Here is a 24,278-nt window from a genome sequence, read left to right on the forward strand (position 1 = left end):
CCCGGTCGCCAAACGCATCACCGACTCCGGCCCATGCCTGGTTCCCGGTTAGCATCCCGACCGGCCGGTCCTGCCCGCCACCATCACCCACCGGCTCCAACGCCTCGGCCTCCAGCCCAGCAGCTACCGCGCTGCCGCCCCTGGTTCACCTGGCCGTCGAGATGCCCCCGGCCGTCCTCGGCGACATCCTCCCAGTTAACCGGGCCGTTGCGGCGAGCTGGAGACAGCCCGGCGTTCGCGGAGGTGCTGCGAGAGCGAGTTGCGGGGGTACGGAATGGAGTTGCCAACGCTGCGTGGCGAGCCCTGTACTGACGGCGCCCTCCCCGCCTCTACCAGGTCCGCACCCGCACCGCGCCCAGATCGACGACCGGTGCCGGGCAGGACAGTGCCGAGCGACGCAGGGCTTCTGCGTCGCGGGCCGGTATACGCCGCTAATCCGGACCGGCGCCGCCGCGACCGCCTACTCCGGTGGTCCCGCAGCGACGTCGATGCCGGCCCTGGCCAGTAGGGTCAGTGCCTCCGGGAAGGCGCGGTTGAGCGGGCCGTGGTTGATGCGGACGCGGCTAGCAAGTTCATTGTCCCGGGCGATGCGGGTGGCGTCGCCGAGCACCGTGAGCCGGTAGTGCCACCATCGCACCGCTCCGTCGCGCTGCTCTACCCGGATCAGGTCATCTGCGGCCCGGGCGGCGATCGCCCATCTGCCGTTCGCGCCGGTGGCCCACACGGCGACGACGCCGGCGCCGTCGATGGCATCGAGAGCCTCGGCGGCCGCGTGGAACGGGTTGGTGAAGGCGCCGCCGACGTGGAGTGCGGTGTCAGCGTGCCGGTTCACCCGCCAGGCCGGCCGGCGGTCCTCCAGCTTGTCGATGGCGGTGGCGAGCGGGTCGTCGTCGACGATCATCACCGCGGTGCGCATGACGTCGTCCGGGTCGATGGGGAAGCCGCGGCTGTTGCTTATGGCCTCCGCGTAGTCAGCCACGAGGGTGGCGTCGGCGGCGACCACGAGGTGCGCGGCCCGTTCGGCGGCCTCCTCGTAGCGCAGGTACTCGGCGGGGCGGCCCGCCGTGGGTAGGTGGTCGCGGATGAGGTAGAGAGCGACGGCGGCCACGCTCGCGACGTTGGCCTCGATGGCCGCTGGCATGTCGTCCAGGTCGAGCGTCTCGACCACCTGGGCGAGCACGGTGATCCACCCCTGCTCACCGTGCGGCGTCTCCCAGGCGCCCAGTTCGACGCCGACGAGCACGAGCGTCCCGACCGCCAACCGGTCGATGGCGGGCAGGTGGGCGAGGTCGACGCGAACGGCACGGGTGAGCGCGCGGCCGACGCGGCGCAACTCGTGCAGCGCTCGCTCGTCGTTGTCGTCGTTCGGGTCGCTCTCGTCGTCCGCGTTGCGGGAGCCGCCGAGCTCGGCGTTCTGCCCGGTCGAGGGGTCGATGTCGTCGTTGACGGTGTTCGCGTCGTCTCCGTCGAGTCCGGCGGCGCGTTCGTCGCTGAGGAGGTCGGTCGGCTGGAGCAGGTCGCTGCCGTAGCTCGTGCTGGTGGCGGAAAGGGCCGCAAACCCGCCGAGTGAGAAGTGGAACATGGCTGTGCCGAGCCGGCTTTTGGCGTCGTCGCTGTAGCGCAGCCAGTCCTCGGGGTCGGTGTCGAGCCTCGGCGTGCCGGTGGCTGTCTCCGACTCGCCGGTGGGCCCGCTGGTGCCGCCTGCGGCGGGTAGGGCGATGCTGGCGCGGGAGGCGGCGAGCTGCCGGACCCCGTGGAGCCACCGTTCGGCCAGGCGCGCGTCGGCGAGGATCTCGATCGGTCCCTGGGAGCCTCCCCGCGGCTCGTCGCTCACCCGGAACATGGTCCGTTCGGGATCGGTGACGAACACCAGGTTTCCGTCGCGCGTGACGCCGTGTTCGGTCCATGCCGTCCGCACCCGGGATCCGCCGGGCAGGTCGACGCCGGCGATGAGGTGTTGGACGACGCCTTCGGGGACGGCACCGACGTCGGCCCAGGTGTCGAAATCGGTGTGGGAGGAGGCCACGATCCGTACCGGGCGGGGTGTGGGGTGCGCGAACGTGAGGTGCAGTCCGCCGGCGGCGCGGGTCGCCGCGAGGAGCGTGGCCCTGGTGGCCGTGTCGACGTGGTTGGTCGTGCTGATCCGGACGGCGGGCACCTCGTCGAGGCGGATCGGCACACCGCCGGGAAACAGCGGTGCGGAAGGCCGGGCAAGAACGGCGAGCTCGACGTTTCCGCCGTCGGCGACGGGCTTGAGCAAAGCTGCCGAGGACAGGTTGGGGCTGCCGGTGAGCGTCCAGCATGCGCCGTCGTAGCCGATGGCTTCGACGAGCTTGCCGTGTCGGTAGGAGCGGTGCCGGTCCTCCACCACCTCGAGGTCGATGCCGAGGTCGCCGATCACACGGGCTATCGCCTCGGGTTGCACGACTGTCCGGTGCCCGGATTGCACGGCGAGCGTGACACGTGCCGGGGCCAGACGCAGCGTCAGCTCCTGGATTGCCTCGGCGCGCGCGTCGTGAAACGGCGCATAGAGCCGCAGGCACTCCACGGGCGTGACCGGAAGCTGGTCGATGATGGGAGCGTCGGAGGTGTGCACCAGCCGGTGGCCCGTGTCAACGACCTGGCCTCCGCTCAAGGCTTCGAGGGCGGCGGCGGTGCGACCCATCGCGTCGGCGGCGGGCGGGCTGATCGCGCAGAGCCGGGCGACGCTCCGCAGCCATTCCGCCGCGTCGACGACCAGCCGGGGACACCTGTCCCGATCCACGGCGGCGATCGTCCAGGTCTCGGCGTTGAGGTGCCAGCCGCCGACCGAAAGGTTGCCCGAGCCGACGGCCACCAGCGCTCGCGCGGGCCCCACGATGACGGTGAGCTTGGGGTGGAAGGCCCTCCCCGCGGTTGGGGGTACGGCGAGGCCGTGCACGTAGCGGGTGCCGGCGTTTCGGGCGGCGCGCGGGTCCGGGTTGGACATGCGCAGATCGCCGACGACCGTGACGCGGGCACCGGTCGCCTGGGTGACGCCCAGCACGGCACGCTCGAAGAAGCCTAGGTCGGCGTTGAAGGTGCAGAAGAGCGCCTCACGGGCCTGCCGATCGGCGTGTTTCTCCTCGGCAAAGATGTACGGCAGAGGCGACGGCACTGTCACGACGTCGCCGGCGTTCTGGTAGTCGCCGCCGCCGACGTCGAAGGCCTGGTCAGGCAATGAGGTCACCACGGTCACCGATCCCCCACACGGCGTCGGTGCGGGCGAGCAGGCCCATGCCGGCGAGGATGCCGGCCAGTTGGTCCCACCGCAGCGAGGCGGAACCCGCCGTCTCGTCGGAGTCGCGGAACAGCAGGTCATCGCGCAGATGCACCCGGGTGGGAATCTTGAGAACGCCCTTTCGGGGATCGACGCGGGCCTTGGCCAGCGCGAGCCGCTGCGACCGGTCGACCATCGTGTCGGTGAGCCATCGGGCGAAGTCGCGCAGTGACCTGTCGTGCCATCGGTCAAGCTGGTCGGCCAACCACCGCGGCGCCAGCTGCTCGTAGCGGTCCTGTGCCTCGTGTCCCTCGAAGCCGTGCAGCTCCCGACCGGCCAGCTCACGCACACGGCGAGCGCCGAGGGCCAGCACGCTGAGGTCGCGCACGGGAGTCTCCAAGCCCAACAGCCCCGGATCGTGCTCGGCGGGCACCGGCCGTCCCGTGCTGTCCATGGTTCGTGGCAGCCCATCCCGGAACGCTCCGACGGTGCTGTCGGGTAGCAGGTCCGCGAGGTGTGCGGCCAGCTCCGCGCGGGGCGTGAGCCCTTGGATGCCGTTGACAAGCCAGGCCCAGAGGCTCCGCCACGCCGTGACGGAGTAGTTGCGCAGGATGAGGCCCCGCCACTCGTCGGACAGCTCCAATGCGGACAGGACCGGGTCGCTCATCGCCTCCGGCTCGTATGCAAGAAATCGCGACACGTCACGGGTTACCCGGCGGACCTCCGTCAGCTGAATGACGCGGGCGATCATGCGCAGCGTCTGCCGGCGGACACCGGCCCGCGTCGCAGGCGTCTCGGCGTCCGAGGCGGCGAACAGTCGGGCGAGCCAAGCGCCGTCCGCGCTGGTGGCCGAATGGCAGATGCACAGCGACTCGTAGGCGTCGAGCGTCGCGTCGTCGAGGGTCCGCCTGCTGACCAGGTCAAGCACGTCGCCGAGCCCCTGAGCGACAGCACCGGTATCCATCTGGTCACCGGGACCGATGTCGTCGGCTCTGGTCACGATTCGAAGCAGAACCTCGGAGCCCCGGTACGCCGGCCAGAAACCCCAATTCGGCTTGGCGTAGACACCCGGCGCGGCCAACTCCGCCACATCCACGCCGCCGTCGGACCCCCGCCTCAGGATCTCGTCGTATCCGTGTGGTCGGGACAGCGCCTCGTGGGCGAAGCCGGCGGCGCGGTAGTGACGCGCCGACACCGCCCCAACGACGACCTCAGCCCGGCGCAACAGGCTCTGTGCCGCGCTGCGGGGCAAGCCCCGCCTCTGCGCCTCCGCGGAGATCAGGCCGTGAAGCGCGTAGTAGCGGGCGTTGAGAGTAACCGTCGTGACCCCGGGCACAAGCCGATCTACAACGTTCATGGTGAACCGCTCCACCGACAGCGGAAACCGGCCCGCGTAAGTCCTTGATCCTGAAGACGACCACCCAGGACCAGTCACCACGGCCGCCAGTCTGCCGCCGGCTCCGACTCGGCGCAAGCACGGACGAGCGTCGAGGTGATAGCCAGGGTGACGACGTTGGAGACAGTCTCTCCGGCTGGCCGCCGCCGACGCCGTACATCCCGGGGCCAGCTCGTCGAGTGGCTCGGCACCGGCCCTCGTCATTGCGCCATGGACTGCGGGAGGTATCCACCCTGGGGACATCTCAGTCAGAAGCGGCAAGCCGCCTGTGGCCTCGTCCTCCGGCACTCCAAATCACTGATCTTCCGGCAGAGGGCACGATCATCGGGGCGCAACGCTCCATAGGTGCATGAGACCATGGGCGCCGCGCTCTTGCCCTTATGGGACAGAAGGTCGTTGAGCGCCATACTCGCTGCAGAGACATCCGCCTCTTAGCCCCAGATCGCTATGGCCGGGCCTGGACCGAACAGTTGGTCTTCGATGAGGCGGATCTCCTTGATCCTGCTTCCCTTATCCAGCTCGAAGGTGAGCCAGCCGCGAACGCAGTCTTTCGGCAGGACTGTGGCGGAGTAGGGCAGGGCAGGCTGCCGCGGTTCGGGAGTGATGTCGGCGGGCTGTAGTTGGTAGTCGTCGGTGGTCTTGAGCTGCCAGGAGCTCCAACTCGGGGTCGGCAGGCTCTCCCCCGTGGTGGCGTTGCAGATCTTCACATCGGCCGGCACCCACACTTTGCCCTTGTCGGGCTCGGAGTCCGCCTGTCCGTCAAATTTGGCCGAGTAAATGGTTACTTTCCAACCAGCGCCGGTGAATGTCTGGCCGATCTTGAGCCGGGCCGGGCCCTGGTCCTCAGTCGGGGATGGCGACCTGTCCACAGCGGTCGGGGTTCTCGTGGCAGGCGCGGCCGAACTGGCCTGCGAAACTGGACCCCGCGGTGCTGGTGTATCGGCGCTGTTGCCGCAACCGGCAAGGAGGACCGCCGCCGTGGCGACGGCAGAAAGTGAGCCTGCCTTCATGACCCGTAATCTACCGTCCCTTGTGGGGTGTCGCAGTGAACGCCTCAAGCGGCTACAACACCGTCGTGCGGACGAACGGCGCCGGGCTCTGCATCGACGTCGAGTGGGTACGCCGCCACGCCGGGAAGGGCTTCCGCGTTCATCCCGCCGGTGGGTCCTGGAACGAACCTTCGGCGGCCTGATGCAGCACGGTGACTCGTGTGTGACTACAAAACCCTCCCTCGGCGCCCCTGCGACGATGATCCGTTGGGCGAGCCGACGCTGGTCGCTGGTGAAGTACCTCGGGTGGTGCCGAGGAAAACCAAGGGCGACCCGGGGAGGAGAATAGCCATGACGGGACGAGACAGACGATCAGCAACCCGCTTGCTTACGCCCCTGTCTCGTGCAGCGGCCTTGCAGCCGCTCGAGAGAGACCCTCGCCTTCCACGATGGCTTCTTGCAGTTGCCTGACGAGTTGGCGCAGGCTCGCGTCGAGGTCGACCTGGTCTTTCGTCTGGGCGATGATCTCGTCGCGTACGTTGTCGACGAACGGCTGCCAGGTGTCGCGGGCGAGCCGCGTGCATTCGGCGATGACCTGTTGACGCATCTCGGCCGCGGCCTTGTCCTGGTTCAGGCGCGTGCGATTCGCGAGGTGTTGGTCGACGAACTTCGTCAGGTAGACGGTGAGGGGGAGCGCGGCTTCGACGGTGCCGAGGTACGGCTTCACCTTCTCGGCCATCTTTAACGTCTTGGTCTGCTTGCCGGCGGTCTCCCCGACGTCCTTGGTCATGGTCTTCAGCACGCCGAGCAGCATGCCCCCGATGTTCTTGGTGTGTTCCGAGATCTGGCCTAGCCCGTCCGGCGCGGTGGCGGCGTTCTCCCCGGACTTGAGTGTCCCGACCAGCGAAGCGAAGCCGGCCCAGGTGGGGAGTGCGCGGTCTCGCTCCTTGCCCTTGCGGATCGACTGCCGCAACCGATCTAGGTGGCCCTCATTCTTGGCGAACCACTCGCCGACCGTGCGCTGCAGGTCGTCGGCGGCGGAGCCGGACTCCCACGACCGCCGCAGCACCTCGTCGATGAGACCTTCGAGGCCGGCCTGAGCGGCCCGGTCGAGGTTGCCGAGCTGCCTCTCCCATTGGCCGCGGCGATCGACGCCGTGGGCTGCCACCCTGGCCTGTTCCGCGTAGTCCGCCAGTTGCCCGCGCAGTACGGACAAGGTCTCGTCCAGCACCGCTGACCAGTACCGTTGCCCGGCCGCATGCCGCCACTCCGGCAGGGCCGACGGGGACACCGCCCCGAAAGCGTTCGTGAGGTCCTGCATGCCGTCCCAGTCCCGGAACTCGTCCCAGGTGTCGCGGCCGAGATCGGTCACCGGCCCGGCGGTCTGGAACGGGTCCTGCGAGACGACGAAGACCGGCACCCGATCGTCCAGGCCGAACAGGTCCCGCAACTCGCGGACCTTGCGGTCACCGAGTTCCCGGTACCCCGCGGGGTCGTACTCCGGGTTCCCGAAGGCCTCGTCGAACCGGGAGATGACGAACCACATCGTCCCGGCCGGCCAGCCCCGCGTGAACAGCCTCCGGAGCACGTCACGTTCGGCGGTCACCAGCTGCGGGGTCAGCACCGCGATGCCGACGTCGGTGAGCCCGACCGCGGCCATCGCGCGGGAGCTGTTCTTTTCGCGGACGCCCGACGCGCCGACGTCGAATCCGGGGGTGTCGCGGACGATGCACGTACCCAACTCGACCTCGTTGACCTCGAAGGTCTCGTGACGTGCGCTGATCGTCAGCCAGCCGGGAACGTCGCGGCCCGAGTCGACGAGCAAGCGGCGCAGCAGGGAGCTCTTGCCGGTGTCGTAGGAGCCGAAGAGGGTCACCACCGGTTGGTCCCGCTTCTGGAAGGCGCCCCAGTCGTCGGCGTACCGCCCGGGCGATCCACCGGGAAGCCGCCCCAGCCAGTCGCGCACCGCGTCAATGTCAACCACTGTAATCCGTTCCTTCCATTTCTTCCGCGGCCACGATCAGGGCATCGGCCACCTCGACACGTACCTTCGCCGATTCCATCTGCTCGACGATCGACGATTCCCGGGCGAGGTGTTCATCGAGCAGCGCTTCGAGGTCCCCCGTCCGCTGCTCGAGGTAGGAGACGTGACCTCCCCACTGCTCATCGCGCATGATCAGATCGACGATCATCGCGGCCGTCTCGTCGATCTTCTGCCACGCCAACTCCTGCCGCTCCCGGTGCTGGCCGGCCTTCTGGGCGTCGGTGGCCATCTCCGCGATGTCCACGGCGGAGGCGATGGCCCCGAGGACGAGCCCGACCCGGGCGACGTTGGCGCCGCCCTTGACCGCGCCCCACGGTTTGAACTTGTAGTTGAACTGCTTCAGGACCGTGTAGAACGCGTCCCGGTTTCCGAGGGCTTTCGCGAGCGGCGCAACGGCTCCTGCGACACTGCCGGCGCCCGCGACGATTTCCTCGTACCAGGCGGTTCCCTGGGCCTGGAACTCTGCCGCGGGCTCGGGCGCCACCTGGAGTTCGGCAGCGCGAATCTCGCGACTGATCGTCGGGAGGTGATCGCCATGCCACTCGGCCAACCGGCGTGCCGCGTCGTCGCGGTAGCGTTCAAGATCAGCCTCGACCTGCGGTGTCTTCCACCAGGACTCGACGAGGCTCGTCATCTTCTGGGCGTCCTTGCGGTCGAGGTCCGCGACCGCGGATTTCGCCGGCACCGCGTGGCGGTCCACCATGCGCCGGGCGTCCTCGCGCAGTGAGCTCTCGACAATCATGGCGTCGCGCACCGCGTCCCGGAGGCTGGCGATCAGCGGTTCCAGGTGGCTCAGTGCCTTCTCGCCTTCGGCCAGCACCTGGTGCAGCGTATGCCGGTGACGCTTAAGGGCAGTGACCGCCGCGTCGAGGGCGGCCGAGCACGTCGCCTCGGCCAGCCGCTCGTCGGAGAGGCCGGACAGGGCGCTCGTCAGTGCGGCCACGCCGTCCCACAGCCGATGCTCGTCGAAGTCTGCGGGCTGGGCCGTTGCCGCCCCACCGACCAGGCCGAACGGATCCCCGGACAGGCAGTGGATCCGGTCGAGCTCCACGTCGGCGCCACGCGCGGCGAGGGCCGCGCGTAGCTCCTCGCGTTTGCGGTTCTGCAGATGGAGGAAGTCATCGGGTGCGGTCAGCGGATCGACGCCCAGCTCGTCGCACCGGTTGATGAGAAACACCATCCGCCCGCCCTTGGCGGCGGTCATCTCCGTGCCGCGCAGGAGCTCCTCCAGCATCGAGGTGTTGCCGACCAGCAGGTTGACGTGGACGACGACGAGCACGAGAGCGCCCTCGGTGATGGCCTCGAGCGCGGTGGCGTCGTGCTCGTCGTGTCCGCTCTGCAGGCCGGGCGTGTCCACGAGATCGAACCCCGGGAACCGGTAGCGGGTCGCGGCCGTGGTTGCCGGCAGCGCCCGGGTGTCGAACGCGGTGTCCGGCCGCAGGCCACCGTCCATCATGATCCGGTGGACCAGCGACGACTTACCCGAGTTGTAGTCACCCAGCACGGCGAAGGACGGCCGCGCCCCGCGGACGCGCCAGAAGGCTCGGACGACGTCGGCCAGCGCCGGGTCACGCCGGGCCGCGTCCTCAAGGTCGTGGCGCCAGGAGTAGATCTGCGCCGGCGTCGGTGACCGCCACGCCGCGGTCACGGCGTGTGCAAGCCGCGTGCGGTCCGCCTCCTGGCGACTCGCGTACGCCTCGCGCACCGCCTCGCTGATCCGCACCGGCTGGTGGTCGACGCCGGACTCCAGCCAGTCCTCGCCCAGCAACGCCCGGTTCACCTCGGCCGGGGTTTCCCCCATCCGGCGCTGTGCCCGCCGCAGGACGTCGGTCACCGCCGGCGTGGGCCGAACCGCGTCGGCGTAGGTCCGCAGGCTGTCGAGTAGCCGCGTGATTCGGGCGCGCGCCATCCGACGCTCGATCGCGGCGCTCAGCGACTCACCGACCGTGGGCCCCAGCGACGTCCACGCGGCTCTGCGGCTGTCCTGGACGAGCGCGTCCTCGTAGGCGACGAAAGTCCGGTCCACCGCCCGATGACCTTCGGCGATGGCGTCGGCCTTTGCCTTCCGGGTCTGCTCCGCGCCCTCCTCGCTCGCCTTCTTACCGAAGTACTTCCCGACCTGCGTGACGATGCCGATGCCGGCGAACGTGGTGGCGAGCACCCAGCCTGCGGGGTTCCAGATGAGCGGCAGCGCAAGGGCGCCGAGACCCACCGCGATGCTCGTGCCCTGGGCGGCGTCACCCGCCAAGCTGCCGCCCTTGTCACCGGCGATCGTCGCGGCGTGCACCGCGGCCGGCCCGCTCGCAGCGGACTCGTCGTCCACCGCGATCTCCAACTCACGCTGCAGGAACACCTGCCGATCCGCCCACACGGCCTGCGCCGCGGTGGTCATGGCTCCTTCGTCATACGTGGCCGCCCGAAACTCGGGCTCGCCGAACGCCTTGCGCTCGGCGAAGGCCCGCTGAATCGCGTCGTCCACGTTGACCTTCGCCTGCCGATGGCAGCCCGCCAGGTGCGACGCGGCGAGATGCCGGACGAAACGGTCCAGCGACCCCTTGGGCGGCGAGGTGTACGGGCCGCCCCGCGCCTGCTCGGACAGATCGACCAGGTCTCCGCTGAGCGCCGCGTCGTGCTGCCACTGGGCACGTTCGGCGTCCTCCGGATAGCCCAGCACGGCGAACAGCGACTCGACCCGCCGCTCCAGGGACTCCGCCTCCCGCTCGAGTTCGGCCGCCAGGTCTTCGAGCTCGCCGATCCCGCGGCGGCACCGTGACCGGATGTCCTCGCGCAGCGCGGTCAGCCGCAGATCGGCGCCGCCCTCCGCGATCGAGGCGGTGATAAGGCGCTCCAGCTCGGGAAAGTTTGACCAGCGGTCGAGGTAGTCCGTACCGAAACGCTCCCGTTCGTTGTGGAAGTCCTCCGGGAACGGACCGCGGAACGGGGTCGCGGCGCGCGCGTACAGGGCCCGCTGGCTCTGGATCGCGACGACCGGGACGTCGAACAACCCGATCTGGGCGAGCTGGGTCCGGATGTTGTCGGCGTGCTGGCGAACCGTCTCGGACAGGTGCCGGCGGCCGGACTCCCGGACCACCGCCGGGTGATGCCAGCGCCGGTTGCGGGAGTTGAGGACGGCCACCACCGGCTTTCCCCGGTCGAGGACCCAGGCGGCGATCTTCTCGAACTCCATCGCCTGCTGGGACTGGCTGTCGAAGCACAGGAGCACGATGTCGGCGATCTCAACCGCCGCACGGGCCCGGGCTTCGAGTACATCACGACTCTCGGAGGCGCCCCAGCCGTTGATCCCGGGTGTGTCGAACAGCCGGCAGTCCCGCCACCCGACATGGCGCACCTCGGTGGTGAAATCGTTGTCACCGGGCGAGACGTACGCCCCGTCGAGCCGGCCGAACACCGACAGCAGGGTGCTCTTCCCGGCGCCGGTCCGCCCGAAGAACGCGATGTTGAATGTGCCGAGCGACTCCCGCTCACGCTCAAGGTGACGCCGCAGCTCCGCCGGAAACCCCTGGACGAAGTCTTCCAGCCGAGCGATCGAGCCCGGGCCCTGGCCTTGAGTGAAGGCGGCGACCAGGTCGTCCGTGATGTCGTCCAGGTGCATCAGTTCCGCGCGTCCCTGCTCGACGGCCGACCGAACGGCCTCCTCGAATGACCGCACCTCTGTCGTCAACTCATCATCACTTTCGCTGCCTGACGGGCCACCGCTCGAATGCACCCTCAACTTGCCGGCGACCACACACCGAGAAGTTGTCTACGGGATGCGTGGCGATCTTGTCCAGCGTGAAGCTGAGATCAAAGCCCGTCTGCCGGGGGGAGAATTCCAATGCTTCACCTGATCAGGCGCAGCGGTGCCGGCCAAGCGATGATCGGGTACTGCTCGACCGGGTCGGAAACGGCTGCGTGGGTGGCCGCGTCTCGTCCGCGGACGGGGACGCGGATTCGGTAGGCCCCAGGCCCGGCGGCGGTCAGGGTCGGGATCCGGTCGGGTCCACCACTGCGGCGCAAGGCCACTGGGATCTTCGCCGCAGGGAGAACGATGTTCACGAGCAGCGGCACGACCCCAGTACCGAGATCCGGACGCCGCACGAAGGGCAGAACGCCGTCCCTCGTGTGGCAACCTCGGGTGGCGCTTGTTTTGTCAGGGATGGCGGAGCTCCATCGGATTTCGCCTTACGGGGCGAAGCCGCTTGCTGTAGCGCTTTGCGGGTTTTCGGACCGATTCGCCCTTTCTTGGTCTTAGCGCGGCGCCGTTTGACGGCCAGGCTCTCGGTACCAGGTATCGAGATACCAGGCGGCGGAAGAATGCTCCTCACCAGGTCGGTCGATACATTCGACCATCCCATGTTGCGGAGGTGACGCGAGATCTCCCAGGTGGCCCACAACGGCCGGCGCGCATGAATTATAAAAACCGCCCGGCGAATTTCCTCGAGAGGAGGGCGAACCTCAACAGGTCTGGGTGTCGCAGCGACCACTATCTCCTTGCGGGGCTTCGGGATGCGCTTGATTCGGGATTGTACCCGGCGTACGGCAAGAGAGATTTCTTTCGATGTCAGGCGAGCCCAACCGTCGCCCTTGCGGTGAAGAATTTTTTGCACGGATTCCTGCGCCTTCGAGCGCAGGATGACGGCAATCTCACTCTCGAGTTCACGAACTGACGGCTTCGGTGCGCGACGGATGCCTGCCGAAGCCGCGGTCGCCTCCGCCTTGCCTCGTCGCCGGGCAGGGGGCTTGGATTTGATAACCAGGGGTGCGGAAGAGCGATCAGGTGTGGCCAGAGCCCGGTCCAGCCACGCGTCAGGCCCGTGATCGGAAGCTTCGTCGTCAGTCCTGTCATCCGCCGGGGACGAGCCACGACCGAGGTACCAATCGTTGATTGTGCGGCCCCTGACCACCGCGCCCCTTTCGAAGCAGCCATCGGGACTCCAGGATGCCAGCTGTCGCGTGGGAAGTCATCCTTCACGCGGCCGGGTCGTTGTGGATGTAAGCATTCGTCCACTGCCGTGAGCTGAGGGCAGTCTGTGTGGTGGACCAAGCGCCGTCCACACCGTCCGCTGGCCTACCACAATGCCCGGGCCGGGCCTGGTGCAGGTGGATTGAGTCAGTCAGCCGAGAATGTGTCGGGTTCGCGTCGCGCGGCGTAGCGGTCGAGCAGGATCGGCACTCCCGTGTGCACCCACCATGGAACGTGGACGGCACCGGCAGACATGCCGTGGCCCGGGTCGAACTCGGGGACGTATATCGCTCCGGCGTGGTCGTGCCACGGTGCCGATTCGCGGCTGGTGAGATGTTCGCCGACAACCTGCTCGATGGTGTCCATGATGAGCGTCCGTAAGTCGAACCAGTCGTCTGGCAGCGGCGTGTCGGCGAACCGCGCGCGAAGTTCTCGCCACAGGTAGAAATCGCCGCGCAGCGAGTACTGGATCGGCTCGCGCTCAAACAAGGAGCCGACGCTGTCTGTGTCGACGGACGGCGGACACCGAACCCAGACGGCCGCGCGGGTTCGCTTGTGCATGGCTTCGTCGAATGCGACGAGCCGCACCTCGTCGACGCCCGTCTCGGCGGCCGCGATGGTCTCGATCGCCGCCTCGATGGCATCGGCGTGTGGCCAACCGCGGACGCCGGTGCTGATCAGCGGGAACGCGACGCTGCGCGCGCCCAGTTCGTCGGCGACCTTCAGCGCGCGGCGGTAACACGACTCAAGCAGGGAGCGGTCGCGCTGCCCGGCGTGGTAGTTGGGGCCGACGGTGTGGATGACCCACCGGGCGGGCAGGTCGCCTGCTGTTGTCCATCCGGCGTCGCCGGTGGCGAGGCCGTTAGGAAACCGGGCGATGCAGTCACGCAGGATCGCCGGGCCTCCGCTGTGATGAATCGCGCCATCCACACCGCCGCCTCGCCGCATGGCCTTGTTCGCCGCGTTGACGATGGCGTCAACGTCCTGCGTCGTGATGTCCCCGAGAACGGCGGTGATGACTGGCACGGCATCAGTCTGCCCGGAGGCACCGACAGTGCAGCGACCACCCCGGTACAAAGCTTCCCGCTCCTGCCGCTCGCGGTGCAGCCGGAACGGTGACTACGTTTCGGGAGCGTGGAGGTGCTGCTGAGCGGCGGGCCCAATGAGCGCCAGGTGGTGCCCGGCGTGGGGAGACCGCCGTGTGGCGGGCCTGCCTGCGCGAGATCAAACCCGCGTACGGCCACCGGCGCGGCCGTGACCCACGCGTCTACCGACACCGCCCTGACTGTTGCCAGCCCTACCCCGAGGCGCCCTGGACCGCCGCGAATGACCCGGCAGCCCGCCGAGACGAAGCGGCAGCCAAGATCATGGTTGGGCTCCCGCTGCACGCCCACATCGCCGGCCAGCCCTGGGGAACAAGAGGTCGGCTTGGGTGGCCAGCAACGGCGACACGATCAGTGCGGCCCAGCCAACCGGGCGCCTCGGCGACGAATAACAATTGTTGATGCACCTCCACGAGTGCTTGCACGTGCAGGCCCCCGTCGCTGTCCCTCAGCCAGCGGGCCCGGTCGGTGAGGGTGAGGTGTGCCAGGGTCAGCACGCTGGAGGGCCAGAGCGTCGCGTCGGAGGTCCCCATCGAGCGCGAGACTGGAGCGGCCACATTCGCGAACCTCGTAGCCGAACTCGAACACGTCACACAGCCAAATCGACCTGCTCGGCTATGTCTGAACGAACCGCGTCGGCTCCTGCAGGACAGCGGTTGCGCCGCCGAGGTCGGCGAGGCGAGACGCTAACGTCGCCAGCGCGAGCCGCTCCGGCAGGGCTTCGCTGAACTTGAGTCCGTCAAGAGCTTTCTTGTTGACTTCGGGCAAGCACAGACGCTGATCTGCGTCGGCGATGAGGGTCCGCCATTCTTTCCGAGTGAGATTCGCCCGTAGGCGGACCTGGCAGTCGTCGAAGCGTTGGACCGGGTCGACCACCTCGGTCAACGTGGCCGCCAAGGTGGCGTTCGCGCGGAAACCGGCCCAGGTCCACCACCGTAGGTCACCACCATCCCGATCGCGGAGGATTACGCTGCCCCCCGGATGTACCAGCGAGGATCGTTCATCCCGTTCGTGAGCGAGCCGCTTCGCTGCTCGCTGAGTGAGCTTCACAGGGGGATCAGCACCAAGAAGTACCTCCCGCATGGCGCGGCTCAGCTCGAATCCAAGACCTGCCCACCCCCCGGTCATCCAGCGAGCCTTTCCGCCACTCTCGGCGGGTTCGACGAAACAGCGCCGGCGCCGCCAGTCGATGTAGGTGACCCGCCAACTTCGCCCGTTGAGTAGCAGTCGACGGTCGCCCTGCACCTCCTCCGTGAGCAGCGCGGGGTCCACGCGGCCCAGCTCATCGCGGCCCACCAGGACGGTGAACTCGGGTGCTCCGACGAATACCGCTGTCATGCCCATGAAGTGTCGGTGCCCGAAGCGCCGTTCAGCTTCGGGACCGATGTAAAGCATGTCGCTGTCGCTGTCGAGGTAGCCCTGATCGATCAGATGGCGAAGGATCGGGGTGGCGCCGCGGCCGAAGGGGTCGAGACCGTTCCACCACTGCGGCCAGTTCTGGTCTCCCACTCGGTGTTCTTGCAGGCAGAGCGCGAGCATCTGCTGGGCGACGATGTGCCGTGGCTCTGGCGGGGCGACGACTGGCTCGACCCATCCGCGGCCCCAGAGCACCAGCAGGGCCGCTGCCTCCAGCAGGGCGTCGCCGCTGCGGGTGAGAAAGAGGCAGTTGCGGATGCTGCCAGGCCGCCGACCTGTGCGCCCGAGTCGTTGCAGGAATGAGGCCACGGTCGAGGGGGCGTCAATCTGAATGACACGGTCGAGATCACCGACGTCGATTCCCAGTTCGAGTGTGCTGGTCGAAACAATGACACAGTCGCGTGCCTCGGCGAACGCCTCTTCCGAGCGTCTTCTTTCGTCAGCGGACAGCGAGGCGTGTGACAGGAAGGTAGTGATGCCGCGATCCCGCAGAAGACTGCCGAGCTGTTCTACGGCCTGGCGGGATTCGCAGAAGACCAGCCGTTTCTCACCGGAGTGCAGCCCGGCGAGCACGGTGGCAGCATTTTGCAGGGATCCGACGAAGTCGAGTTCGATTTCACCCGGCGGAGGTGTCACCGTAGTCGCCGTCGCGGCGACCGGCAGGTCAGGAGCGATGACGCTTCCGGCCCGAACACCCGCGCCAGAGCCCTGCAGCCAGGTCAACAGGCGATCCGGATTGCCCACGGTTGCCGAGAGCCCGATCCGCTGAACGGGGCGGCCGATCAGGTGGGTCAGACGTTCCAGGACGGCGAGCAGATGCCAGCCACGGTCGTCGCCGGCAAAAGCGTGCACCTCGTCGACGACCACGGTACGCAGACCGGCGAAGAACGCCCAATGGTCGACGTTACGGCTGACCAGCATCGATTCCAAGGATTCCGGCGTGGTCAGGAGCACGTCCGGGCGGGCAGCCAGGATGGCCCGCCGTCGCGACGCGGTGACGTCGCCATGCCAGAGCGCGGCTCGCCGTCCCAGCCAGTCGGCGTAGCGTTCCCAGCGCGGCAGCAGATTGTTGAGCAGAGCTTTGAGCGGGCAGAGGTACAGCACGGAGGTACCAGACCAGCCCTCGGCTGCCATCCGGGACAACAGCGGAAACGCTGCCGCTTCGGTTTTGCCCCCAGCGGTCGGGGCGAGGAGGAGGGCGTCCTCGCCAGCCAGAAGCGGCCCCACAGCAGCTTCCTGCAGGGGTCGCAGACCCGGCCATTGCAGGGAGTTGACGATGTGGTGCAGCAGCACGGGATGCAGCAGGTCGGCGGTCACACGTCTAGTTTGATGTCGTCGGCGCTTGCGGCGTTGCGTTCCACGTCGGTCATCTCCGCTGCCGACATTGTGGGCGCGTAGTGCTGCCTCGGGTCGAAGTCCGGGAACTGGTCGACCCTGTCGAGGACATCGCCCACCAGCTTCTTCAGATACAGGCGCGGCACGATGCCGACCTTTCCACCCAGGCCGCCGGCAACGGCACGAGCCAGCTGGTCAAGGTACGCGCCGTCGACCAGAGTCCGTATCCGGTCGGGAGCAGTTGACCCGGCGGCGTAGAGATCCCGAACGCGGCCACCCAGCTCGACCAGGGACCCGATCGTGAAGCCCGGCAGACGGATCTGCACGGCCCTGGGGTTGTCGAATCTGGGATCCGTGCCGAAGTCGACGGCAAGCCGTTGCGCCAGCGGAGCGAGCCGTTGCACGCCCTGCTGCCCGTCGTAGAACGCAGGCGTGCCGGTGATGACGAGATGCAGCCCGGGGAAGCGTCCGGAGTGCACCTCGTCGATCATCTGGCGCAGCGCATTGAGTGCCTTGTCCCGGACGTCGCCACGGACCCGTTGCAGTGTCTCGACCTCATCGAGGACAACGACCAACCCCGGATGGCCGGCGTCCCGCAGGACGGTGAGCAGCCCCTGAAGGAAGGCCATGGCGCCGAAATGGTCGAGCTCGCCACGGATTCCGGCGGCTCCTTTCGCCGACGCCGCGACCTGTGGCTGTCCGGCCGTCCATGCGGCCAGCCCGTCGGCGACGACGGTGTCGCCCGAGCTCAATGCCGCCCGGTAGCCACGCAACGCCAGTGCGAAGAGCGGGGAGTGCTTGCTGACCTGGGCGAGCCGCTGTTCGAGGAGCCGATCCACCGCCGCGCCCACGTCTGCCTCCGCAGCGGGATCAGCTTCGAGCGCATCGGCCTCCAGCGTGAACAGCCAGGAGTCAAGAACAGCGCGGAACGCGCTGGATGGTATCGACGCCGTCCGCATGGACTCGGTGATGCGCCGGTACACGGTCTCCAACCGGTGCAACGGCGTCTGGGTCTCGGAGATCTGTACCTCGGCCGCGGCGAAACCGCGGCGGAGAGCCCGCTCGGCCAAGTGTCGAGTAAAGAAGGTTTTGCCAGCGCCGTATTCGCCCCGCACCGCCTTGAACACGGCGCCGCCAGAACTGACCGTGTCGAGCTCGCCGTCGAGAGCGGCGGAAAATCGGTCGAGGCCGACCGCGAGCAGGTCGAGTCCGCTCTCCGGAACGGTTCCACGGCGAAGCGCATCGATCACCTCGCGTCGGCGCCGCTGGGAGACGTCCAGCGTCACGAGGGCACCTCGAACTGCTCGGACAGGAGCGTGACGTCAAGCATGACCGTGCCGGTCGCTGGTTCGACGGCCAAAACGGCGTACCCCTCAATGTTGAGCAGTTGCTGAACCTGCGTCAGCGCACCCCGGAGCCGGGTCTGTGCCACTCCTAGGGCTTGGGCTGCGAGGGTTGGCGCCAGCCGGTTGGCAGCTGCCCCCACCAGCGCGTCGATGATGCTCGCAATCTGATCGTCGGTGACGATGAGGCGGCCGTTGATCCTCCGCTGCGCCTTGTAGACCGAGCTGGTCACGACGGCCTGGCCGAGTGTCACCGCCGGTTGCTCGGTGGCCTGCGGGCCCAGGTCGAACAGGGCCGGCCTGTCCTGTCGATCTCCGCGGCTCTTGGTGATCGCGGCTTTCGGGGCTGGCGGCTCGGCAGGCAGCCACGGAGCGGCCGCGGAGGTGAGCCACCAGGAGGGTTCCTGCGGCGGCAGCAAGTCCAGGCCGGCCCGGTTGCGGGTCTCATCAGGTACGAGCACGGCGACCGGGACGACGACCTCCGCTGCGCTCGCTCCCCCGTGGTAGCCGGCCTTCAGGGGCCCGTACCTGAGGGTCTCGTCGACGGCCAGGACGGCTCGGTGGCCATCGGTGAGGACGCGAGGGCCGCTGACCTCGATCTCGTCGTCCTGGACGGGAGCGGTCGCCGGGCGAGAACGAGCACTGGAAATATTCGGGTACGAACGTTGTGCGCCTTGGCGGCGTTCGACGATGTGACCGTGGTCGGAGGTCACGACGACCGTCCGCCCTGCGGCTGCAGCCCGAGCGAGAAGCGGTTCAAGATGCTTGACAGCGTCAGCGGTCCAAACCGTTCCCGCAGGGTCGCTGCGGTCGAGTGCGTCGTCGATCGTGTTCAGAACGACGGTCACCAGCGACAGCTCGATGTCATCGATGGCGCTGCCGACGTCCGGGCTGACCGACCAGCCTGCTGCCGTCGTATCCACTGCCTTTTTATGGAAGAGCCGTGCAGTGATCTTTCCGCCTTTGGCGGTGATTTCCGCGTACCCGTGCTGTTCTTCGGACTGCTGCCCGCGGGTTAGGCGGCCGGAGAGCAAAGAGGCACGACTCACCTCGGTGACTGACGGCAACGCCGCGAGCGCTGCGGTCCTCCGGCGGTTGCCGGCTCCTGGCAGGGCAGCCTCGAGCCAGCCGAGACGTGTAGTCGCGTCGGACAGGATCTCCGTCGCGACAGCGGCGCTCATACCGTCGAGGACGAGCAGCAGCACGGGGGCCTTGCGGGCGAGCGGGATGACGCAGCCTGGTAGCAATTGCTCTAGGTACCAGATGGTTCCCGAGTCGGCGGGCACGCCGCGGCTGGTAGGGATTGACGCTGAGGCGAGCGCCCGGGCGAAGCGACGTTCCTGGGCGCGACGTCGCTTCTGCGCGGCCGTGACGACGGCGTGGAGTGCGCTTGACAGGCTCGGATCGTCAACGCCGCCGAACGCGTCGTTGATCGCCGCGTCAGCCCATGCCGCGTTGTCGAGGTACTGGCGCACGAGAGCGCCAAGCGCACGGGCATCCGAGGCAGCGCCGGGCGGAGGATCAACTTCAGAGAGCCACCGGACAAGTCGTACCGCAGCCTCGAAGGGAACGCGAAGTGGCGTTTTCGCTCCGAGCCGGTGCTTCTGAACTGCTGCCCAGGCGGTCTCGACGGTGTTCGTATTGTCGAGATGGCCAGGTGAAGCGATTGCCCGACGCAGGGCGTCGGCAAGCGCGACAAATCGTGCCCGTAACCCGCCGGCGAGAAGGTCTGAGTAGCGGGCCAGCGGCTCGGCCTGGATCTGCGCGAGAATCACGTCGGCCCGGTCGAGGGAGCGCGCAACGTCGTCGTCGGCGCGCCGATCGTGAATCAGGTCGGACAACAGTGTGTCCGCTGCTTGCCCGAGTGCGGCCAACGCGACCGGCGAAGGGCTGGGATCGCCCCACCGCGGTTCGAGCCGGACCAGAGCAAGTTGGGCCTGATGCGCTGTCGGCGGGTCATATCGGTCAGCGGTCAGCAAGCGGAGGACCAGCCCGAGCGGTACGACGTCGGCGAGCTCGCCGCGAGACAGCAGCGCACGTATCGGGCCTGCCGCCGAGCCCGCCCGCTGGGCGATCCAGTCAAGCGTGGTGTCGGCGAGCAGGTCTCCGACGCTTCGGCGCAAAGCACCGAGGGAGGCGACGCTCTGCGCAGCGATCGACCAGCGGAGGACGCCGAGGACGTCGGCGGTGTCCGTATCGAAGCCGAGGTGGGTTGCGGCGACGGCGCCAAGCGCGTGGGTGCGGGTGAGTACCCCGGCCGGGGCTGCGGGCCAGCCCGCCTGCGGGGTTGCAGCGACCAAGGCGGTCGCCAGCTCTCGGTTGTCCGGTCGGCTGGTCAGGGCAGGGTCGATCCCGGTGGCAGCGAATCGAGTGCGCACTGCCTCCCACGGGTCAGGGCTGCGCAAGCGCTGCCAGATGAAGTGGGCGAGGATACCGGCGCCGAGGTCGGCGTCGTCACGGTCGGTGACGACGACGAGCCAGTCGCCGTCGCGGTGGTCGCCGAGCAGCTCGCGGGCGGCCAGCGCTGACTCGGCCGCTCGTACCCGTACGGTCTGGCCCTGTTGTTGGAGGTCCGCGGTGATGGCGCGGTCGGGGACGCCACGGATGCCGATGACGCCGCTGCCGTAGTTCTTGGCGCGAGCTTCGTCAACGATGGCGAGCACCATCGATGCGCTCACCCGCGTTGCGGCCATAGCGACGGTCACGGCAGCACTCGCCACGTCACCTCAACGGTGACGTCAGGGTTGTCGTTCAAGAAGGCTTGCAGCTGGTCCATGATCTCTCTGTTTCCCGCTCCGCCTGCCCGGCTGGAACTCCCTGCCTTGGGACCCGACACCACCGGCGGCTTTGGCTTGGGCATAGGACCCGTCGGGGGCGAGGTGCTTCCCGCCAACCAGCTGAAAATCCCGTCCTCGCAGGAGGCAAGCGCCCGTCCAATCGGGACTGGCAACTCGTCCTGCTCCAGAGCGGCCCGTAGGCCGTTCACGACGGCAGCAGCATCCGCGGCGCGGCTTCCCTCGCCCTTCATAGCTTCGCGAAGCGGGTCGAGCCGGTGCCAAGGAAACGCAGTGAGTGCCTTGTCAACAGCGTCCGCCGAAGCCAGAGATTTACCCGCGGCGACTGGAGTCGCACCGCCGAGATCCGCCTTCGCCAACACCTGGACGAGCTTGACGCCGTCCAGGTGACGCAGTTGCTGCATCAGCGCGGAACAGGCTTTGGCGGTCCTCAGCCGGCTACCTTCTGCAATCGCCAGACGTCGGTACGCCGCCTCGATCGCTCCCACCAATCCGGGCGCTGTCTTCGACAGTTCCGCTGCCTTGGTGGCGACCTGCCCTACGAAATCAGCCACAGCGGGCGCGGTGAGATACGCCCCGGCTGTGATGCCGAGCATAGCGCCGGCCACGGTTCGCGCCGCCTCCCAATCACCGGCGGACGGCAGTTCCTGGGTGCGCAGCTCCATCACCGGGGTGAGCGAGCCAGGCTCCGGTACGACCGGGAGCGCCGTCCCTTGTTGGAACCAAGCCCGCTGCCGCAGCGCCGCCCACGCGATGACAACCAGGTCGGCGACCTCGTCCCGCAACCCATGGGCGGGCGAGACGTCCCGGATCCAGCGCCGCAGCTCCGCGACGGTCACCGGACCGTCGGCGGGCTTGCCCTGTTCCTGCGCTCGTCGGCCAAGTGCTCGCTCGATCTCCTGACCCCACGGGGTGAACCGATCGTCGCCGAAGAGGTAGTGCATCTCCGTGGCCTTGCCGACGCCGAGCGGCTCCGCGATCCGTCGTACCACGGCGGCGTCGGCCTGAAGCTCGACGCGCTTCTCGCTGTCCGCCGCGGTCTGTCCGACGTACCGAGCAACGGCTTTGAGGTCGCGGACTTTGACCTCGACGTCGCCTGGCTCGAACAGCGGATGCGCGGGGTAGAGGGCCTTGAACGCCTGGTCGAGCAGGTTGTTGAAGGCCTGACCGAGCGTGGCGCCGACCGGATTGACAGGGGCGAAGCGACGCTCGAAGGAGAACAGCGTCCGCTCGTGTGACGCGTCCTCCATGAGGACGCCCGGGCGCGGTGACGCGGCGCCGTATGCCTGCTGCACCGCGTCCTCCAGGCTGCGCCGCAGCGTGTTTCGCTGGGACTCCAGGATTGACCGGGCCAGGGCACGGTCGGCCTCGTTGAGGTGGTCGGCGTGCCCCTGCCAGCGCTCGGTGCTGCCGTCGAGCAGCCAGTTGAGGATGACGAGGCGTCGCAGTTCGCGGATCTTGTCGTCCGACAGGAACCGCGGCAGCCACACCACGGTCCGCTCCTGCACACCGCGAGCCACCATCTCGTCCAGCCGTTGCAGGTCCTCGGCCGTCGAGTGGCCCGGGTCGTCGAACGGGTGGTCGATGACGATGCGCCAGGTGTCCGGGGCCGCCCGGAAGTGGTCGTCGGACAGCCAACTGCGGTCGCGAACGTTGCCGAAGAGCACATCGACCTTGCGCTTCGAGCCACGCCAGATGAAATCGTACGGGTAGGCACCTTGCAGGTCCTGGGACGCCAGCGTAATGCCCAGGCTTTCGCTGACAAGGTCCTTCAACAGCTCACGGCGCCGGCCCTCGTTGTCCTCGGCCTTGGCCCGCTCCACGATCGACTCGTAGTCGACGTCGGACAGCTGCACCCGGATCGTCGGGTTGCGGTCGTCGCCGTCGAGATGGATCTCCGGAATGTCCCGGGCCCAGGTACGCACCTTGGACAGCACGACAGCCGCCTCACCACCCGGCAGCGGCGACACGATGGAACCGTGGTTGAGCGACGCGAGTCGGGCCGCGGTCAGCGCCATCAGGGCCGGAACCTTCGGGGCGACGGCCGACAACAGGAGGGTCTTGGCCAGCCGATCGTCGGTGCGGAATCCCGGCGGAACCTTCTCGGGCTCCTCGCGCAGGGTCCGCTCGTCGATGCCGTGGATCCCGAGCAGCAAGGGCCGCAGCTTGTCCGTGTAGAGCTTGTTGGCCGACCGGAAGAGAGCAGCCGCCTCGGCGTCCAGCGCCTGCCCGGTCTGCCCCTGCACCACGAGGTCAAAGGAGTCACCGACCGGGATAATTTGGTCGATCGTAAGAGTCTCGCGCCGGTCGACGAGCATCTGCTGCATCACCTTGAGCGCGGTCCGCTCGCGCTGCATGACGCTGGCCAGGCTGCGCAAGGTCGACACCAGGGCCGGAGAGAACGGGTAGGTGAGGCGGAACGCCTTCTCATCGGAGCCCCGATGCCGTTCATCGGTGTTCACGCCGTCGAGCAGCACGTCCCACACCGCCGGCCGGCGGTCGATCGCACCGAACGCGCCCTCGAGCACGGCGGCAGCATCGGCGTCCTTGGGCTGCAGGAGGCGGCGATTGGCCACGTACGGCAGGTTGTCGTCGCCGAGCGGGATGACACCGAACCGGCCTTCCTGGTGGCGGAAGGCGCGGTCGAGCGCGTCCTGCTCCGCGCCGCTGGCGCCCGAGTCGGCGAACCAGCGCCGCAGGTCCATCTGCCGGGCCACAAAGGAGATGAGCGGGATAGGACGACCACCGATGGACGACTCGACCAGCTTGGTGAGCTTCTGCGATTCGCGGCGGAAGAACTCCCGGTCCTGCACCGAGAACGCCAGCCACAGGACCAGCTCGTCCAGGAACAGGACCACGGCGTCGTAGCCGAGACTCTTGGCGTGCGTCGAAATCGCCGCCAGGCCGGTGTCCAGGTCGACGTACTCCGCCTGCTGCGTGTAGGAGCGGAAGTACGTTTCGACCAGGGCCGAAACCAGCTTCTGCCGGCTGGGGCTCGCGGCCGAGGCCGCACGAGCCTCGGCGTAGCGAACAGCATCCCACTCCCCCGCGCCCAGCACGGCAGCCCAGGGATCGGCCGCGCCGCCGCCCTCGCCCCCTGCTTCGCCGTTGAGGCCGGCGAAGAACTGCTGGTCGCCGAGCTGGGCCCGGTAACGTTCAGCGTCTTCGAGAAGAGCATCAGACTTGTGTACGGCGGGCAGCGGCGCACCGGGGCGGCGCTCGGCGATCTGGCGGATGTAACCCTGGAAGAGGGCCTCCTCCATCGTCCGCGCCCCGAGCATGTGGAAGGCGAGTGGCAGGATCTTCCGGTCGGCCAGGACGGGATCGTGGCGCGCCACCACGGGCTGAAGCTCAGCCTTGGAGCGGGCGGCCGGCTCGTGTTCGAGGAGGGCATGCAGCACGGCCATGAAGTGCGACTTACCCGAACCGAACGAGCCGGTGAGGAACGAGCCGCGGCTCGTGCCGGAGGTGATTCCCTCGGCCACCAAGCCCATAGCCGCGTCGAACGCCTCGACAAGTGCATCGGTGACGACATACTCGTCAAGCGTGCGCTGGACCGCGCTGCGCCCGACCGAGTCGGTCAGACGCAGAACGTAGTCCTCCGCGCCAGCACGCTCGGGAATGGTGATGACGTCGCGGAGCGGGGTACTCACGCC

11 protein-coding genes and 1 pseudogene are annotated in these 24,278 nt (G+C 68.3%); 2 read left to right on the plus strand and 10 right to left on the minus strand.

The genetic code is table 11. The features are described from left to right. Positions 1-460: 460 nt before the first annotated feature. From ABD52_RS07515 to ABD52_RS07525, 3 genes are all read right to left on the minus strand, one after another. Positions 461-3,199, minus strand: a complete 2,739-nt coding sequence (locus ABD52_RS07515) for a hypothetical protein (RefSeq protein WP_047891305.1) — start codon at positions 3,197-3,199, stop codon at positions 461-463. Then, complete coding sequence (locus tag ABD52_RS07520) at positions 3,192-4,610, minus strand: hypothetical protein (protein WP_047891306.1); 1,419 nt, start codon at positions 4,608-4,610, stop codon at positions 3,192-3,194. Before ABD52_RS07520 ends, ABD52_RS07515 begins: the two co-directional genes overlap by 8 nt. Before the next feature lie 455 nt (positions 4,611-5,065). Beyond that, positions 5,066-5,644, minus strand: coding sequence for a hypothetical protein (locus tag ABD52_RS07525; protein WP_152748208.1), 579 nt, complete (start codon positions 5,642-5,644; stop codon positions 5,066-5,068). A 35-nt stretch (positions 5,645-5,679) separates the two neighbouring features. Between ABD52_RS07525 and ABD52_RS39735 the strand changes: the two genes are divergently transcribed. After that, positions 5,680-5,826 carry a hypothetical protein gene (locus tag ABD52_RS39735; protein WP_161801610.1) on the plus strand — a complete coding sequence of 49 codons (147 nt, stop codon included), beginning with the start codon at positions 5,680-5,682 and terminating at the stop codon, positions 5,824-5,826. 185 nt (positions 5,827-6,011) lie between these two features. Here the strand turns inward: ABD52_RS39735 and ABD52_RS07530 are convergent, their stop codons facing one another. From ABD52_RS07530 to ABD52_RS41655, 3 genes are all read right to left on the minus strand, one after another. Beyond that, the gene (locus ABD52_RS07530) at positions 6,012-7,502 is read right to left on the minus strand and encodes a GTPase domain-containing protein (RefSeq protein ID WP_235437392.1); all 1,491 of its coding nucleotides are present in this window, start codon (positions 7,500-7,502) and stop codon (positions 6,012-6,014) included. Positions 7,503-7,599: 97 nt separating this feature from the next. Then, a complete protein-coding gene (locus ABD52_RS07535; protein WP_152748210.1) occupies positions 7,600-11,415 on the minus strand; it encodes a GTPase in 3,816 nt (1,271 codons plus the stop codon). Between the two features lie 1,362 nt (positions 11,416-12,777). Continuing rightward, positions 12,778-13,656, minus strand: coding sequence for a macro domain-containing protein (locus tag ABD52_RS41655; protein ID WP_047891309.1), 879 nt, complete (start codon positions 13,654-13,656; stop codon positions 12,778-12,780). A gap of 108 nt (positions 13,657-13,764) precedes the next feature. Between ABD52_RS41655 and ABD52_RS40680 the strand changes: the two are divergent. Further along, positions 13,765-13,960, plus strand: a pseudogene (locus ABD52_RS40680) (hypothetical protein). A gap of 388 nt (positions 13,961-14,348) precedes the next feature. Here the strand turns inward: ABD52_RS40680 and ABD52_RS07550 are convergent. The 4 genes from ABD52_RS07550 to ABD52_RS07565 are packed head-to-tail and all read right to left on the minus strand — an operon-like array spanning position 14,349 to position 24,275. Further along, entirely contained in the window at positions 14,349-16,466 is a 2,118-nt protein-coding gene (locus tag ABD52_RS07550; RefSeq protein WP_047891311.1) for a DEAD/DEAH box helicase, read from the minus strand. Beyond that, positions 16,463-17,770 (minus strand): BREX system ATP-binding protein BrxD, encoded by a 1,308-nt coding sequence (gene brxD, locus ABD52_RS07555; RefSeq protein ID WP_047891312.1) that lies wholly within the window; start codon positions 17,768-17,770, stop codon positions 16,463-16,465. Before brxD ends, ABD52_RS07550 begins: the two co-directional genes overlap by 4 nt. Then, complete coding sequence (gene pglZ, locus ABD52_RS07560) at positions 17,767-20,493, minus strand: BREX-2 system phosphatase PglZ (protein ID WP_161801611.1); 2,727 nt, start codon at positions 20,491-20,493, stop codon at positions 17,767-17,769. The genes brxD and pglZ overlap by 4 nt, the downstream gene beginning before the upstream one ends. Positions 20,494-20,528: 35 nt before the next feature. Beyond that, positions 20,529-24,275, minus strand: coding sequence for a DUF6079 family protein (locus ABD52_RS07565; protein WP_047891313.1), 3,747 nt, complete (start codon positions 24,273-24,275; stop codon positions 20,529-20,531). Positions 24,276-24,278: the final 3 nt, after the last annotated feature.

This window comes from Micromonospora sp. RV43, from assembly GCF_001029515.1.
Taxonomy (GTDB): Bacteria; Actinomycetota; Actinomycetes; order Mycobacteriales; family Micromonosporaceae; genus Micromonospora; species Micromonospora aurantiaca.